Below are 14435 nucleotides of genomic sequence, written 5' to 3'. Positions count from 1 at the left end.
AATACCCATCATAGGCGATTCAGAGAAAAATTGTTTGGCGGGAGAGCCGGGCATGGCGGCAAATAGCAGCGATCTGAGCGCTCCCCGACCTCCTCGGAGGTTAGGTTTCATTCGCCTTACGATAAGGCCCCTGGTAATCAAAGATCCGCTCCTGCACCTGCCAATAGCGCTTTTGATTGCGGGCAATGACGAAATCCGGTGCTGACAACAAGGCTTGCATCTCAAGCACTTCATCTGCCCTTCTGAACGTTTTTGGCGCCTGACCGTTCGCAAAACGACGCCCGAACAGCTTGTTGAAGATATGGCGCTGGGGTGGCTTGCTAAAGTCGAACGACTCGCTGAGCTCTTCCCCATCTTCACCGTGATAGGTGATCTTCAGCTTGCTCTCGTTGTTGCCATCGAGGTTCCCGCTGTGGACACTCAACGAGATCCCGGCGCAGCGGATCACCATGGCATCCTTGAGTTTCAGGGCATCCCGCAGCTGATCATCCGGGTCGATGATGGCGTTCTGGCAATGCTGGCATTTGCGGGCCGCGATGTCGTTCTCGCCACCGCAGTGGGGGCATTCCTTGAAGCGGAAACGGTAATCGCACTGTTGCGGACGGCGGTTCTGCGCGGTATCACTCTCATTTTCCTGAGGCTCCAGCAGCCCCTGACACCGACGACCGTAGTGTTCGATCACATGGCCTTCGCTGTCCGTCTTTCCCCAGAAGATATTGGCAAAACCACAGCTCGGGCAGAACACCTGCACCGGCTCGCTGTCGGGGTTCGGTTTCGGCTCCCCCACCTCCGGGTGATGCAGGTTCACGTGGTTGCCCGCGTAATCGATCACCAGACAATCCTGCTTGCCCTCATCCAGACGCAGACCACGGCCCACGATCTGCTGATACAGGCTGACGGACTGGGTCGGGCGAAGGATGGCGATAAAGTCCACATGGGGCGCATCAAAGCCCGTGGTCAGTACCGACACGTTCACCAGGTACTTCAACTGCCGTTGTTTGAAGCACTGGATCAGCGACGCCCGTTCGGTCAGGTCGGTCGCGCCGGTCACCAGGGCGGTCTGGTGTTCCGGCAGGTAGCCGGTGATCTCCCGCGCATGATCGACCGTGGCTGCAAAGATCATCACCCCCTGGCGTGCCTCGGCCAGCTCCATCACCTGCTCGATGATGGCCCGGGTCACGCGCTGATGTTTGCTCAGCAACTGGTTGACGTCCTTCTCGGCGTATTCGCCAAAACGGTCCTGGGGCAGTGCGGAGAAATCGTATTGCGCCACTGCCGCGTTCACCAGCTCGGGTTTGGTGAGATACCCCCGGTTGATCATGTAGCGCAACGGCAGTTCGTAGATGCAATGCTGAAAGGGCTTTTCCTGGTCATCACCGCTGCCGCGGACAAAGCCCCGGTAGTGATAGCGATAGATCCAGCCCATGGCCAGACGATAGGGTGTGGCCGTCAGCCCGAGCACTTTGAGGGCGTCGTTCTGTTGCCGCAGCAGTTCGATGATCCGTTGATACTGACTGGTGTCATCCCCGCTGACCCGGTGGCACTCATCGATGATGATCAATGAATACTCATCCCGGAACTGATCCAGGTTCGCCGCCACCGACTGCACACTGGCAAAGGTCACTTGATGCCGGCTTTCCTTGCGCTTCAGCCCGGCCGAGAAGATGCCGCCCGTTAACCCATAGCTCTCGTATTTGGCGTGATTCTGCTCCACCAGCTCCTTGACGTGGGTCAGCACCAGAATCTTGCGTTTGGCGAGGCGGGCCAGCTCGGCAATCACCAGGCTCTTCCCTGCGCCGGTCGGCAGCACAATCACGGCTGACTCGTCGGATTGGCGGAAATGCCGCAACGTGGCATCGACCGCTTCCTGTTGGTAAGGACGCAGCTTGAAAGGAGCGTTCATGAATGGTTCAACTTAACCGCCCGTGCATGTCCTTAATAATAATGTGACGGATACTACGCAGAACTTTTTCCTGTATGCCCCAGTGCCTGCGAGCCATCTCGGGATCCGGCGACTGTGTCGCCAAATGGCTATATTCAGCTTCAATCTCTTCCAAAAGTCGATCTGCGCTGGGTAAAACGGCATCCAATTGCCGATCCAGCTCTCTTTCGACTGTTTTGCGGGCCAATCCTATGGCCTCGCCCGCATCCAATACGTCTTCTCGCGTTAATTGCGCAAATGTGCGGTGAGCGGTGCTGATTTGGAGTGCGAGCTCTGTATTTGGCCATCGAGCCCGGTCGTCGGCGATCGAGAGTGTGTCATAGACCGAAGTTGCCAACAGGTCATACCCTGGAGCAAGCCTGATTCCTTCCTGATCCACGATATAGGAAAGGTTCTTGAGATGGTTATCGCTGTTGCCGGTTAATACGTTGAAAATGAGCCATCGGAAGACATTCCTGCGCGCGGCAACTTTTGAACGGCATCGTGATATTGAGCGCTGCAGAGACTCGATATTCGCTCCACTGTACTTGAATGTGCGAGCGCGGTTCAGGAGTTGGCATGTATCGATGACGTGAACCCGTTCTATTGATTCTTGCGCTCCCCTCTGCCGATCAAAGCGCTCGACAATATATACCGGTTCCGGCACGCAAAGCAGTTTAACGGGGGGCACATCAAGGCCCAACTTCCCCGCCAAACGCATGGTGAAATACTCATTCAAGACGGAGGCAGGGTATCCATCCTGATCAGGATGATCGGGTTTGAGAATGTGAGTGGAAGGCGTACCCGCCTCAGGCTCGTAGATGGCCTCACCCTCAACAACGACGAGCATCTTGTGCTGCGCACCCGCCAACGACATCCGCTTAGGTGAATCCCTCTGAAGCGAAGCCTGGGGCAAGGATCGAATGCGCTGACTGAGCGCCTCGTAGGTCAACCGATTTTTGCCGGTTGGCAGGGCGTTATCCACATCCGGCGGTAAGAGAACCAAAGCCCCGGCGGATTCAGCACCGTAGTGCGATAACAGGCCAAATGAATCTTCCCAGGGAATATTAGCTTCCCTGGCCACAATATCCCGCAGCCTTTCTTCAGGCAGGAGATTATCAAAATACCACTGGACCGGCCGATCCGAAGCACCATCCCTTATGAGCCCCTGGGTCCTCTGGAGAGCCGGAGAGAGATCAAATGCGTCGGGGTAGTCGCACCACGCCTCTGCGTATTGGAACTGCCAAAGGTCGTTCTCTTCCTTAAGGATACCCACCAACAACGTGTTGAAGAAAACGTTGAGCTGTCTCATATACCGGACCTGCTGGCCGGCCCTTTCTCTTCGATGGCCGGCGCCTTCCGACCTTTTTCCTGTAGCTTGCGGTAGATGGGCATGGCCGATTCGGGCACATCAAACTCCATTCGAATGCCAAGTTCATCCAAGAGCCGGAGGAATCGACCAAATTGAATCGTCTCTTTTCCGCGTTCGGCGTCACTTACAAAGACATAACCAACACCCGCGGCCCCGGCCAAGTCATCCATCCGAACTCGTTCACTCTTACGGACGGCGCGGACCAGCATGCCAGCTTCTTTAACACTTGAGATGTTTACCTTCACAGCAGCCACCCAAAAATATTAGAACTGATATATTTTTTGGCTAAAGACGACCATTTGTCAATTTTATATGCGAGCGGATATTTTAAAGGCTCGTGGAGACACGCCCACCCCAAAAAATATGCGTTCGCATACTCTCGGCATGAAGAGTCAATAGTTTGAGCGACATGATATGAGAGCTGATACTTTTGGCCTCTGCCCGGGGCCTTGTCCATTTGAAGTGGAGCGGGCGAGACGGCTCTTTCCAAACCCTCAATCACGTTACTCCCTCAGCCAACCACCGCCATGCGTATCCCCAGCCCAACAAGGCAGGCACCAACGACCTTATCAAGTAAACGCCCGAACGACTGCAGACGCCGCTGCATCCCCCGGGTCGCCATCAATCGACTGAGCAAAGAGAACCAGGCGACGTGCGCCAGTACTATAAACACCCCATAGCCCACCTGAACCGACAGCGCCGTGTCTGACGAAACCACCTGGCTGAACAGGCACCCCACTCACCCCCCCGCGTATCGCTTGCGCCATTCCCGCGGCGACAGCCCCGTCCAGCCCTTGAAGGCCCGGGTGAAGTTGGCCGGGTTGAGATAGCCCAGGGTTTCGCCGATGCGGCGAATTTCCAGTTCCGGGTCCTGCAACAGCTGGCAGCTGTCGCGCCGGCGCGCTTCTTCCAGCAGTTGCTGATAGCTGTAACCCTGTTCGTGCAATCGGCGGCGTAGGGTGCGCTGGGTCAGGTGCAGGGTCTCAGCCAGATCCTCCGGCGATGGATAACCCGCCAGCCCTGGTACCAGGGCCGCGCGGGTGCTGCGCAACGTATTGTCGGCCTCCTCGCTGAGGGCACTTTCCCGTTCACATTGCAGCAGTGCTGCGCTCAGCGCCTCCGGGTCTGCGGTAGGCTGGGGCCGGTCCAGCACGCGGGTGTCACCCAGCAGGGAAAGCCCTGCCCGCGGCATGTTGAAACGTACTTCCGGCAAACGGGACTGCCAGCGTTCAAAGCCGGCCGGTTGGGAGCCACGCAACCAGATCGACACGGTCACCGGCATGCCCGGCAGCAGAAACGCCATGCCACGGTAGACACTGGTCAGCATGGAGCTGAACATCACCTGATTGATCCGGGCCGGCACGGCGAATTCCGGCATCAGCTCCAGAAACCCGCCGTCATCGCGTTCTTCCACGGATAACAGCGCTCCGCGCCCACGCAGATGCCAGAAACGCTCGAGAATGCGGATGGCTTCCCGGGGCGTACCGGCACACAACAGCGCATATCCCAGACTGCCGTGAGCGGTGAGCGGCATGCGGTCGCCGGTGGCAAACCCCAGCGACTCGTCGCCAGTCCGCACCACTACCGCCGCGGCGATGCACCAGACATCCTGCAGCGACACCTTGCCGCCGGGATCATCCACCCGTTCCGCCGAGACCCCCGCCAGCGCCAGCAGATCTTCCCGGGCCACCCCGTAAGCGTTGGCGACATCCAGAAACGCACGGGGATACGTGGACGCCTGATTGCGCTGGCGCGCCCAGGCCGGCAGAGCGGCCATCTGTTCCTTGGTCTGCGTTAACAGAGTGTTAGCCATCACTTGGCCACCAATGATAAGTACAATGTCCGTGCAGAATCTCACGCTGACCGGGCATTCACCAGTACCGTAGAGGCCATATTGAGTGACAACCCGTTACCGGGCTTGAGAAAGGAGCACCGATATGAATGCCGTGGTTCCCCCACACCTCAAGAAAACCGCCGATAAACGCCAGGCCGATTCCCCCCGCCCCGCGCCCACATCGCCCAAGGTCCACATTCCCAAGGTCCGCCGTCCCGGTTTCGACTTTGCCGGCAGTGGCGACAGCGTGCCGCGCTACTGGTGGGACAACGACCCGGTAAAAACCCTGTTGCTGGCGGCCCTGTCCGCCAGCTTCCCGGCGGGGGAGCGCTTCTTCATTGATTCAGTGCGCCACTACCAGGACCGCATCACCGACCCGGAACTGAAAAAGGCCGTGAAAGGCTTTATCGGCCAGGAAGCGCACCACTCCCGGGAGCACGACCAGATGAACGGCTTCCTGCAGGAGCGTGGCGTGAACCTGGCCCGGCTGGACCGGGAAATCCAGGCCTTCATGAACTGGATGCGCAAGAACCTGAGCCCGGAACGCCAGCTGGCCCACACGGTGGCGGTGGAGCACTTCACCGCCCTGATGGCCGAGGAATTCCTGCTCAAGTACGACGCCCTGGACCAGATGGACCCGCGCATGGCCCCCATCTGGGCCTGGCATGCCATCGAGGAATCCGAGCACAAGGCCGTCGCCTTTGACGTTTACAAGGCCATTGGCGGCAGCGAGTTTGTCCGGGTGACGGAGATGATGCAGGTCAGCATCATGTTCCCGTTGTTCAGCACCCTGCACGTGGTGCAACTGATGAAAGAAGACGGCCAACTGGGCAACGTGAAATCCTGGTTGGGCGCCGTGAATTACATGTGGGGCAAACCCGGCGTGTTCCGCAAGTTGCTGCCCTCCTACTTCCGGTTCTACAGCCGCAACTTCCACCCCTGGAACCACGACGCCCGGGATCTGGTGGAAAAGGCCAAGAAGAAGTGGCTGGGTGACTGGGCCTGAGGAACGTCAGCTTGGCGGGGTAATTGTCGCTCCGCCAAGCCGATGAATCGCTGACGGTCTCGTCTGGCTGGATCAACGACTGGCCCTGTGTATTGAACGGCTAGAAGATGGTCTCACCCTTCCGGATTCCATAAAAAAGCCCGCATTCCGCGGGCAAGCACCACCTCAACAAACACTTCGTATTTTCTCTAGAATTTATAGATCGCACTGCCCTGAAACCGGGTGATCGCACCGTCCCGACCGTCCACTGTCTTACGCTGGGCGTGGGCGATCTCGATCCCGTATGTCACCTGCTCGACGGGATGCCACAGATAGTTGAGATGGACCAGTTGGTAAGTCTCGTCATAGGCGTTGACGAAGTTGTCGCTGGCGTCGTTATTGACCACCACCAACCCATCATCGATGGCGTCGCCCCAATCCGTATGGGTGTAGGAGTATGCGACGTTGAACGCGCCTGGTCCGACCTTCAGGGTGGCACCCAGCGTCCCGCCCCATGCGGGCAATGCGTGCAGGTTATCGCCAAGGCGATAGGCCGCCGGAGCCGGGTTGCCTTTCATATAGCCACCGATCCCTTCACCGCCGGTAAGCTGCGCGCGCAACACCAGGGATGACGTCAACGGATAGCTGCCGGCAACAAAGCCGCCCCACCCTATTGCCGAGTCGCTATGCGTACCGTCGTCGAAGCCGACCTCACGAACGAGGGCAGCCGATGAGAAACGCAAGTCGCCGTAGCGGGTCTCATACCGAATGGAGAGATCCGGCAGCGAGTCCTTGCGATCGACATCCAGACCGGCAATGGATTGGCCGTTTGCTGTTCCGGTATAGCCCCCGGTGAACGACTTGCCGGATGAGGCGCCGCTGGGATCCTCCAGGGCCACATGAAGGTCACCGGTGCTGTATCGCAACTGGGCCTGGCGCAGCACCGAGTCGCGACCAATGGGACCGGTGAAATCCAGGGTTTCCGTCGTGCCCACGAAAGTGTGGAAGTTACTCCAGGTCTGGCCGGCGGTAATGCCGTTCCAGCGCCCGTAGGCCTGCCGGAGACGAAACGCGCCGCCCCAGAAGTCCCCTTCGATCACCGTCGTCAGGTCGCCTTTGCCCGTGTCTGTCGTGGTCTTCAGGCCAAGACGGGATTCGTTGGCCGTGAGGTTGGAAAAACCGCTGCGGCTTTGCTGTCCATCAACAGCAATGTTCGAGAACTTGATACTGTCGCCGACACCCTGACTACCGCCGCTGACATCGCCAATGTCATACAGCATGTCCAGTTTGGCGTAGCCGTACAAAGCAGCCTTGGTGTCCAGTTCCCCCAAGTTCAGGGCGTGGGCGGCCTGGGCGGTCATCACCAGGCCGAGCGAAGCCATTGCAGCCGCCGCGCGGCATGCAAACCGATAAATAGTCATAGAAACCTCTGATTCTTGTTGTGATCTGTTTTTGCTAAACGGAGAGCCGGCCCGCCTGGAAGCAGGCCGCTTCGGTTAACTGAAGAGCTTCACGATCAAGCGGATAGAGAGCGAGAAGATGGCAATCAGCCCGATCAGCCCCAGCACTTTCTGCCAGGGGCGATTAGAGAGCTTGCCAACGACATCGCGCCGCGATGACAGGACAAACAGCAGAATGCCGAGGAAGGGAGCCGCCAGCACCGTCATCGCCTGGGCCACGATGATGAGCTGTATCGGGGAACCCTTGGCCAGAATGGTCACTGCCGCCCCCCAGGCCAGTATCACGTAGACCAGCGCCTTGACCCGGGGCGATGACAGCGTGTTGTCCCATCCCAGGCCATCAGCCAACAGGGTGCCACCCGCGGAGGCGTTGGCCGCCATGGACGAGAAAGCGGCCGCAAAGAAGCCCATCCCGAAAAGGACCGAGCCGATTTTACCGGCAACCGGCTCCAGGACCTGGGCCAACTGCGGGAAGGTGTGCACCACAACGCCGGAGGCATTGAACACGGCGGCAGAGACGATAATGATCAACATGGCCATCACGCCGGTCGCCACGTTACCGGGAATGGTGTCGGCCAGGGTAATGCTGCGATATTGAGATGGCTTCAGTCCCCGCTCGCGGATGGCATAGCCGGTGTAGAACGCCGAATTAATCGAGAAATTCGTCCCCACGATGGCGATCAGCAGGAAACCAGCTTCCGGCGGAATCCGGGGAATAAAACCGGACGCCGCAAGAGACCAGTCCGGATCCGTGAGCACGGCAGATGCCAGGAACCCCACAGACATCAACCCGATCAGGGCAACGAGCAGACGTTCCATTATTTTATAGGTGTTGGGCAGGGCGATCAGGATGGCGACGGCCACGGTGCAGGCCAATGTCCACCCCACCATCGAGCCGCCAAACAGCATTTTCAGTGCAAGGCCGGAGCCCACAGCGTTACCCACCGCGAACATCAGGGTGATACCGAATACGGCGAAACCGGCCAGCACCCCGACGGGGCGACCTAGCGTCCGCTTGGTGGTCTGAACAAGGGAATCATCGGTGGCCAGCCCGATACGGACTGCCATGTCGTTGAAGATAAACATCAGGATGGTCGATACCACCAGCACCCATAACAGGGCATAGCCAAACTGACTGCCGGCCTGAACCGCAGACGTCAGGGCGCCGGGGCCAAATCGCCACGCCCCGGCCACGAAAGCAGGGCCAATCAGGGCAAGGGACTGAGGAATGGTTAACCCCAATCTGTTTTTGGGTGGTCCGGCCATCTTGTTTTCCGCGAGCGAGGTTGCCACGCTCTCTTCCGGCGAGGTTTTCATGGTGTTCTCCTGTATCTGGCGCAAATTGTTGTTGTATGCAATACAGCAGTCACGTCATGTCGCGTCCCGAATGCCGGTCCTGGCCGTCAGGCAAGTGTCCCGAATCCGGTTGATGAAGTTTGGGCCTGAGTCTTGTTGATGCCTCTTTCTCACTGCAACATGCGCGTTCCGGATCCGCCATGCCCCGCCCCAAAGGACCGGGGCATGGCGTAACCCGCCTCTAAACCAACCCGGCGGAGCGCAGGGCGTCGGCAATTTCCTGGTCGGCCCCGTCGGCCAGCGGCAGCAATGGCGACCGCACGGTGGCATGATCCAGGATGCCACGCGCAACCAGGGCATGCTTCAGCGCCACGGTACCTTCCATATGGGAACCGCGGTGATAGACGCTCTTGGTCACCGGCATCAGGCGGTCATGGATAGCGCGGGCCGCTTCGTAATCCCGTGCCTTTCCGGCCGCGATGAGCTCGATCAGGGGCTCCGGCGCGATACCGCCATAGCCGACCAGGGCACCATCCACATCAAACATTGTGTGCAGCAGGTACTCGTCGTGACAGGTCAGCACCTGCAGCTCGGGATTCTCGCGACGGATCACAGGGATCTCGGTGTCCCAGCGGCGCATATTGCGTACGCCGTTCTTCATGGCAAATACACCCGGCTGGGCGGCAATTTCAAGTTGGGTTTCAAGATCGTAGGTGGCCTTGGTCACATCTGGATACTGGAACAGGATCAGCGGTAAGCCACTTTCCTCGTGGATCGCTCGATACCGGTCCTGGGGCGCCCCCTTCTGGTAGCCAAACCGCAACCAACCGTGGGAAGGATAAAGCAGACCGGCTGAGGCTCCGGCCTTGACCGCCCGCTGAGCCTCTTTCGCCGCCACATGGGTTCCTTCACCGGTGATGCCCGCAATGATGGGAATAGACCCACTGACGGATTCCGCAAAACTCTCGATAACGGCGGTTTGCTCGTCGGATGTCAGGAAGGTCCCTTCACCGGCATGCCCCAGAACCACCAGGCCCTTTACACCCTCAATCCCCCCTAACCAGCGGCCCAGACGCTGAATCGCGTCATGGTCAACTTCACCATCGCGGGTAAACGGGGTTACGGGCGCAGGCACCAAGCCTTTCAGATCAATATTGTTCATCTTGTTCACCTCAAAAGATCGGCTCAATTTGAAAACGTTCATGCAATCGTTTCTGCAAACGTTTTCACAATATATGCCTCACCTCTTTGAGCTGTCAAACCGAATGGCCGGAATTTCCAGAAAGCGACGTCATCGAATCCGGCAGAAATCCCCAAAGTGATTGATCACTAAAGAAATAAAAATCAGGCGTGGGTGCCATAAATTCTGACCAGGACGCTCATCCCAATGAAAACCGCCTCTCTCGGGGCAACGTGGGAGCCCGGCAATCCGGATCGGCTCACCACTTCCACAGTTGCCGGGTCGCAGGGCCGCCATTACACTCAATTCCCATCTGAAGCCCAACGATCAAGGACGTCATGCCCAATAAATCGCCGCAGAAACCAGCCGTTAGTCGCAGGACTGCTGACAAACCGGTGTCCATGCACGATGTGGCCAAGGCGGCCGGCGTGAGCATTTCGACCGTGTCGCGGGTGCTGGACGAACGCTTCCCTCCGTCTCGCAGCAAATCGGCAGAACGGGTCCGGCAGGTCGCCAGGGAACTGGGCTACCGGCGTGACATCGTCGCGTCCAGCTTGCGCAGGGGCGGCACCGGGACCATCGGCGTGCTGGTACCCCGCTTAAGCGATACCGTGATGGCATTGATGTATGAAGCCATTTCCCGGGCCGCGCATCGCATGGGCTACTTTACGATTGTGGCCAGCAGCGGTGACGATCCAGAGGAAGAGAAGAAAGCGGCGGAATCGTTGCTGGGTCGAAGGGTCGACGGTCTCATCCTGGCCACCAGCCGACTTGATGACGAACTTCCCAGTCAGCTCCGCCAGCAGGAGATTGCCCACACCCTGGTTCTGAGGACCGATGGTGTCAGTCGCTCTTCCCTGGGTGACGATGAACAGGGTGGTTATCTCGCGACTCGCCACCTGATTGATTTGGGCCACCGGGAGATCGGCCTGGTGGCAGGTCCCAGCTTTACCTCCAGTGCCCGTGACCGGCAACGGGGTTATCGACGAGCCCTGGAAGAAGCCGGCCTGCCCTGTCGCGAAGAGTGGATCTGCGAGTCCGGGTTCGGGATAGAATCCGGCGAAGAGGCCGGGATGCGGCTGCTGTCGGGGGCGGATCGTCCAAGTGCCATCTTTGCCGTCAACGATAACCTGGCGATCGGCGTCATGTCAGCGGCCCATCGATTGAAGCTGATCATCCCGAAGGATCTGTCGCTCGTTGGTTACAACGACATCCCGCTGGTAAGCCGCTTGCCGGTACCACTGACATCGGTCCGGGTGCCGTTCGACTACATCGCCATGCAAGCTATTGAATTATTGCTGGCCCCTCAACCGCCTGCCGAGCTTATCCAGCGCACATTACCCACACTGATGCCCCGGGAATCCTCTGCATCCCCGGCCCGTCGAAGGCGCGCAGTGGCTGTGAAATCCTGATCCACGTTGAAGCCAAATCCTTTAGCCTTGCGAATTCTGCCGCACTGTGACAACCGGTTTGTCGTAAAGTAGCTGGAGATTCGAGCCGCTGGCACGTCCAGAGGCGAGCCCCAACTTAGCGAACAACAGGAGCATCCAATGACGTTTGATTTCCAGGGCCGGCGCGTCATCGTCGCCGGCGGCAGCAAGGGTATTGGCCGGGCCATCGCGTTGGGATTTGCCCGCGCTGGTGCCACCGTTTCCGTGTGTGCCCGCGGGCAGGCGTCCCTGGATGCTCTGGCGAAAGAAGCGGCCGACGAAGGGCTGGCGCTGCATGTGGCGCCCTGCGACATTGGCGACAAGACCGCGTTGGAGACCTATCTACAAAACGCCATAAGCGAATTGGGCGGCCTGGACGTGCTGGTCAATTGCGCCTCCGCGTTTGGCCGGGAAGACAACGAGGAGGGCTGGCTGAGCAGTGTTGAGGTGGATCTGATGGGCACGGTGCGCGCTGGCCACACTTGCCTGCCCGCGCTCAAGGAATCCGGAGGCACGATCATCAACATTGCCTCCATCGCTGCCTTACACGCCTCGACACGCACCGCCCCCTACGCCGCTATCAAGGCCGCCGTCGCCCACTACACGGGCAGTCTGGCGGTGGCCATGGCCCCGCATAAAGTGCGGGTGAATGGCATTGCCCCGGGCTCGATCGAGTTTCCCGGTGGCGTCTGGGATCAGGCCCGCCAGCACAATCCGGAGCTCTACGAGAATATTCGCAAGGGGATTCCCTTCGGTCGCCTCGGCACGCCAGAGGAAGTCGCCGACGTGGCGCTGTTCCTGGCTTCCGATATGGCGCGGTGGATGACCGGCCAGACCTTGGTGGTGGATGGCGGGCAGGTTCTGTCCTGAGCCGCCAGTCTACACAGGACTATCCGGCGAAGCGCCCCGGCCCCTCTTTCGAAGGGGACTCGGGGCCTTGATTCTCGCGGATCAGCCCTTCAAATCCGGGAAATCGGCTTCGGTATAGGCATAGTCTCCGCGGTCCCCGCTCGCGGCATGGGCGCGCAGCTCAACACGACGGATCTTGCCGGAGATGGTCTTGGGCAATTCCGCGAACTCCAGCTCCCGGATCCGCATATACGGCGCCATGCGCTCGCGGGCGAACGCGAACAGGGCCTTTGCCGCCTCCGGGCCGGGCTCGTAGTCGCGGCGCAACACGACATAGGCTTTGGGCACGCTCAGCCGCACCTCATCGGGTGCGGGCACGACCGCCGCCTCGGCCACGGATTCGTGTTCAATGAGGATGGACTCCAGTTCGAAGGGACTGACCCGATAGTCCGAGCTCTTGAACACATCGTCCGCTCGGCCGACGTACCAGTAGTAGCCATCCTCGTCACGGCTGGCCACGTCGCCGGTGCGATAAAAGCCGTCGTGCAGCGCTTTTGCCATGCGTGCCGGGTCGTCGCGGTACTCCTGCATCAGGCCAAGCGGACGCTGCTGGCGCACATCAATGGCAATCTCACCTTCGTTCTGCTCGTTGTCGTCGGCATCGAGCAGGGCAATCTTATAGCCGGGCAATGGCCGGCCCATTGAGCCGGACTTCATCTTCTGGGCGGGCGGATTACCGATCTGGGCCGTGGTCTCCGTCTGGCCATAGCCGTCCCGGATTCTCAGTCCCCAGTAATTCTCAACCCGTGCAATGACTTCCGGGTTGAGCGGCTCGCCCGCGCCCACCAGACTCCGGAGCTTGACGTCGTAGGCTGACAAATCCTCCTGAATCAGCATACGCCAGACCGTGGGCGGTGCACACAGGGAGGTCACGCCCTTGTCGGCGATCACCTGCAGCGTGGCGGGCGCGTCAAAGCGTGGCTGCCGGTAGATAAAGACCGTACAGCCGGCGTCCCACGGCGCGAACAGATTGGACCAGGCATGCTTGGCCCAGCCGGGGGAACTGATGTTGAAGTGGATGTCGTCCGGCTGCAGGCCCAGCCAGTACATCGTGGACAACGACCCCACGGGGTAGCTCTGGTGGGTATGCAACACAAGCTTGGGCTGCGACGTTGTGCCCGACGTGAAATAAAGCAGCATCGGGTCCGTAGCGAGGGTCACGCCGTCTGGCTGGAATGTGACGGGCGACTGATACGAGGCGTCGTAGCCAATCCAGGATCCGCTGGCCTCACCGGCCACGATACGGGTCAGGCCCTTGGCCACGCCCTCGAATTTTTGCACGTAGTCGTCGGCGGAGAGGATGTGGGTGACGCCGCCGCGCGCGAGGCGGTCTCCGAGATCCTTTTGCGACAGCAGCGTACTGGCAGGAATGACCACCGCACCCAGCTTGATGGCGGCCAGCATGGTTTCCCAGAGTTCGATGACGTTATCGAGCATGATCAGCAACGTATCGCCCCGACCGAGCCCATTACCGCGCAGGAAATTCGCCACCTGGTTGGAGCGTTGCCGCATCTGTTCGAAGCTGTAGCGTTGATCGGTGCCGTCGGCATCCACCAGCCAGAGCGCTATCTTGTCGTTGTCTTTCGCGTAATCATCAAACCAGTCCAGTGCCCAGTTAAACTGGTCCAGCTCTGGCCATTTGAAGGTCTCGTAGGCGCGGTCGTAATCTTCGCGCAGGTCCAGCAACTGCTGGCGTGCGGCTTTGAAGGCTTCGGCTGATGGCATCACGTTCTCCTTATCTCGCGGTTGGCGGCCCGGAGATCGGCCACCCTGTTTTTGTTGTCCAGCGATACGACGTTCCTGAACTGGCGCAGTCAACACATCGTCATGACATCATAGACCCACTTTCCCTCATTGTTGATGCGAACCGCCACCGGGCGCTGGTGGTAAATGCCGCCTCCAGTAACCGCTTCATGTTTGCCGTGGAGCTCACCACAGGCGAACGCGCCATGATCTCCGGGAAGGGTAAAGGTGCCGGTACCTGCCTGTAAAAGGCGCATGGGGGCCAGCAACCCGAGCCCACTCATGGCCCACAAAAAAGCCCTCAA

The 14435-nt window shown here is 59.5% G+C and carries 13 protein-coding genes; 4 read left to right on the top strand and 9 right to left on the bottom strand.

Annotated features, from left to right (window positions below):
- Positions 1-100: 100 nt before the first annotated feature.
- The 5 genes from JL474_RS06125 to JL474_RS06105 all read right to left on the bottom strand — a co-directional run bounded on the left by JL474_RS06125 (position 101) and on the right by JL474_RS06105 (position 5106).
- On the bottom strand, positions 101-1903 hold the full coding sequence (locus tag JL474_RS06125) for a DEAD/DEAH box helicase (protein ID WP_203141347.1): 1803 nt from the start codon (positions 1901-1903) through the stop codon (positions 101-103).
- Positions 1904-1910: 7 nt separating this feature from the next.
- Positions 1911-3233, bottom strand: a complete 1323-nt coding sequence (locus tag JL474_RS06120; protein ID WP_203141346.1) for a HipA domain-containing protein — start codon at positions 3231-3233, stop codon at positions 1911-1913.
- A complete protein-coding gene (locus JL474_RS06115) occupies positions 3230-3538 on the bottom strand; it encodes a helix-turn-helix domain-containing protein (protein ID WP_328797787.1) in 309 nt (102 codons plus the stop codon). The genes JL474_RS06120 and JL474_RS06115 overlap by 4 nt, the downstream gene beginning before the upstream one ends.
- A 266-nt stretch (positions 3539-3804) precedes the next feature.
- Positions 3805-4032 carry a LysE family translocator gene (locus tag JL474_RS06110; RefSeq protein WP_203141345.1) on the bottom strand — a complete coding sequence of 76 codons (228 nt, stop codon included), beginning with the start codon at positions 4030-4032 and terminating at the stop codon, positions 3805-3807.
- On the bottom strand, positions 4033-5106 hold the full coding sequence (locus tag JL474_RS06105) for an AraC family transcriptional regulator (RefSeq protein WP_203141344.1): 1074 nt from the start codon (positions 5104-5106) through the stop codon (positions 4033-4035).
- Positions 5107-5230: 124 nt separating this feature from the next.
- Between JL474_RS06105 and JL474_RS06100 the strand changes: the two genes are divergently transcribed.
- The gene (locus JL474_RS06100; RefSeq protein ID WP_203141343.1) at positions 5231-6133 is read left to right on the top strand and encodes a metal-dependent hydrolase; all 903 of its coding nucleotides are present in this window, start codon (positions 5231-5233) and stop codon (positions 6131-6133) included.
- A gap of 188 nt (positions 6134-6321) precedes the next feature.
- Here JL474_RS06100 and JL474_RS06095 read toward each other — a convergent pair whose 3' ends face one another.
- The 3 genes from JL474_RS06095 to JL474_RS06085 all read right to left on the bottom strand — a co-directional run bounded on the left by JL474_RS06095 (position 6322) and on the right by JL474_RS06085 (position 10030).
- The gene (locus JL474_RS06095; protein ID WP_203141342.1) at positions 6322-7494 is read right to left on the bottom strand and encodes a DcaP family trimeric outer membrane transporter; all 1173 of its coding nucleotides are present in this window, start codon (positions 7492-7494) and stop codon (positions 6322-6324) included.
- A 114-nt stretch (positions 7495-7608) separates the two neighbouring features.
- Positions 7609-8889, bottom strand: coding sequence for an Nramp family divalent metal transporter (locus JL474_RS06090; protein WP_203141341.1), 1281 nt, complete (start codon positions 8887-8889; stop codon positions 7609-7611).
- A 220-nt stretch (positions 8890-9109) separates the two neighbouring features.
- On the bottom strand, positions 9110-10030 hold the full coding sequence (locus JL474_RS06085) for a dihydrodipicolinate synthase family protein (RefSeq protein WP_203141340.1): 921 nt from the start codon (positions 10028-10030) through the stop codon (positions 9110-9112).
- Positions 10031-10449: 419 nt separating this feature from the next.
- On the opposite strand from JL474_RS06085, the gene JL474_RS06080 reads away from it, so the two are divergent.
- Together JL474_RS06080 and JL474_RS06075 are read left to right on the top strand one after the other, a co-directional pair.
- On the top strand, positions 10450-11460 hold the full coding sequence (locus JL474_RS06080) for a LacI family DNA-binding transcriptional regulator (RefSeq protein ID WP_236012128.1): 1011 nt from the start codon (positions 10450-10452) through the stop codon (positions 11458-11460).
- A gap of 138 nt (positions 11461-11598) precedes the next feature.
- A complete protein-coding gene (locus JL474_RS06075) occupies positions 11599-12348 on the top strand; it encodes an SDR family NAD(P)-dependent oxidoreductase (protein WP_203141338.1) in 750 nt (249 codons plus the stop codon).
- An 81-nt stretch (positions 12349-12429) separates the two neighbouring features.
- Here the strand turns inward: JL474_RS06075 and JL474_RS06070 are convergent, their stop codons facing one another.
- A complete protein-coding gene (locus tag JL474_RS06070; protein ID WP_236012093.1) occupies positions 12430-14112 on the bottom strand; it encodes an AMP-binding protein in 1683 nt (560 codons plus the stop codon).
- On the opposite strand from JL474_RS06070, the gene JL474_RS06065 reads away from it, so the two are divergent.
- Positions 14106-14378, top strand: a complete 273-nt coding sequence (locus JL474_RS06065; protein WP_203141336.1) for a hypothetical protein — start codon at positions 14106-14108, stop codon at positions 14376-14378. The two genes, JL474_RS06070 and JL474_RS06065, sit on opposite strands and share 7 nt — an antisense overlap.
- The last annotated feature ends 57 nt before the right edge of the window (positions 14379-14435 follow it).

The organism is Marinobacter mangrovi (assembly GCF_016798325.1).
Lineage (GTDB): Bacteria > Pseudomonadota > Gammaproteobacteria > Pseudomonadales > Oleiphilaceae > Marinobacter_A > Marinobacter_A mangrovi.
The sequence above is the reverse complement of the archived record's forward strand: the minus strand, read 5'-3'. Positions and strand labels throughout refer to the sequence as shown.

Excerpts from the sequence above, each read along its gene's own strand:
- JL474_RS06125 (WP_203141347.1), bottom strand. The coding sequence starts at position 1,903 with ATGAACGCTCCTTTCAAGCTGCGTCCTTACCAACAGGAAGCGGTCGAT.
- JL474_RS06120 (WP_203141346.1), bottom strand. The coding sequence starts at position 3,233 with ATGAGACAGCTCAACGTTTTCTTCAACACGTTGTTGGTGGGTATCCTT.
- JL474_RS06105 (WP_203141344.1), bottom strand. The coding sequence starts at position 5,106 with ATGGCTAACACTCTGTTAACGCAGACCAAGGAACAGATGGCCGCTCTG.
- JL474_RS06100 (WP_203141343.1), top strand. The coding sequence starts at position 5,231 with ATGAATGCCGTGGTTCCCCCACACCTCAAGAAAACCGCCGATAAACGC.
- JL474_RS06095 (WP_203141342.1), bottom strand. The coding sequence starts at position 7,494 with ATGGCTTCGCTCGGCCTGGTGATGACCGCCCAGGCCGCCCACGCCCTG.
- JL474_RS06090 (WP_203141341.1), bottom strand. The coding sequence starts at position 8,889 with ATGAAAACCTCGCCGGAAGAGAGCGTGGCAACCTCGCTCGCGGAAAAC.
- JL474_RS06085 (WP_203141340.1), bottom strand. The coding sequence starts at position 10,030 with ATGAACAATATTGATCTGAAAGGCTTGGTGCCTGCGCCCGTAACCCCG.
- JL474_RS06080 (WP_236012128.1), top strand. The coding sequence starts at position 10,450 with ATGCACGATGTGGCCAAGGCGGCCGGCGTGAGCATTTCGACCGTGTCG.
- JL474_RS06075 (WP_203141338.1), top strand. The coding sequence starts at position 11,599 with ATGACGTTTGATTTCCAGGGCCGGCGCGTCATCGTCGCCGGCGGCAGC.
- JL474_RS06065 (WP_203141336.1), top strand. The coding sequence starts at position 14,106 with ATGGCATCACGTTCTCCTTATCTCGCGGTTGGCGGCCCGGAGATCGGC.
- JL474_RS06070 (WP_236012093.1), bottom strand. The coding sequence starts at position 14,112 with ATGCCATCAGCCGAAGCCTTCAAAGCCGCACGCCAGCAGTTGCTGGAC.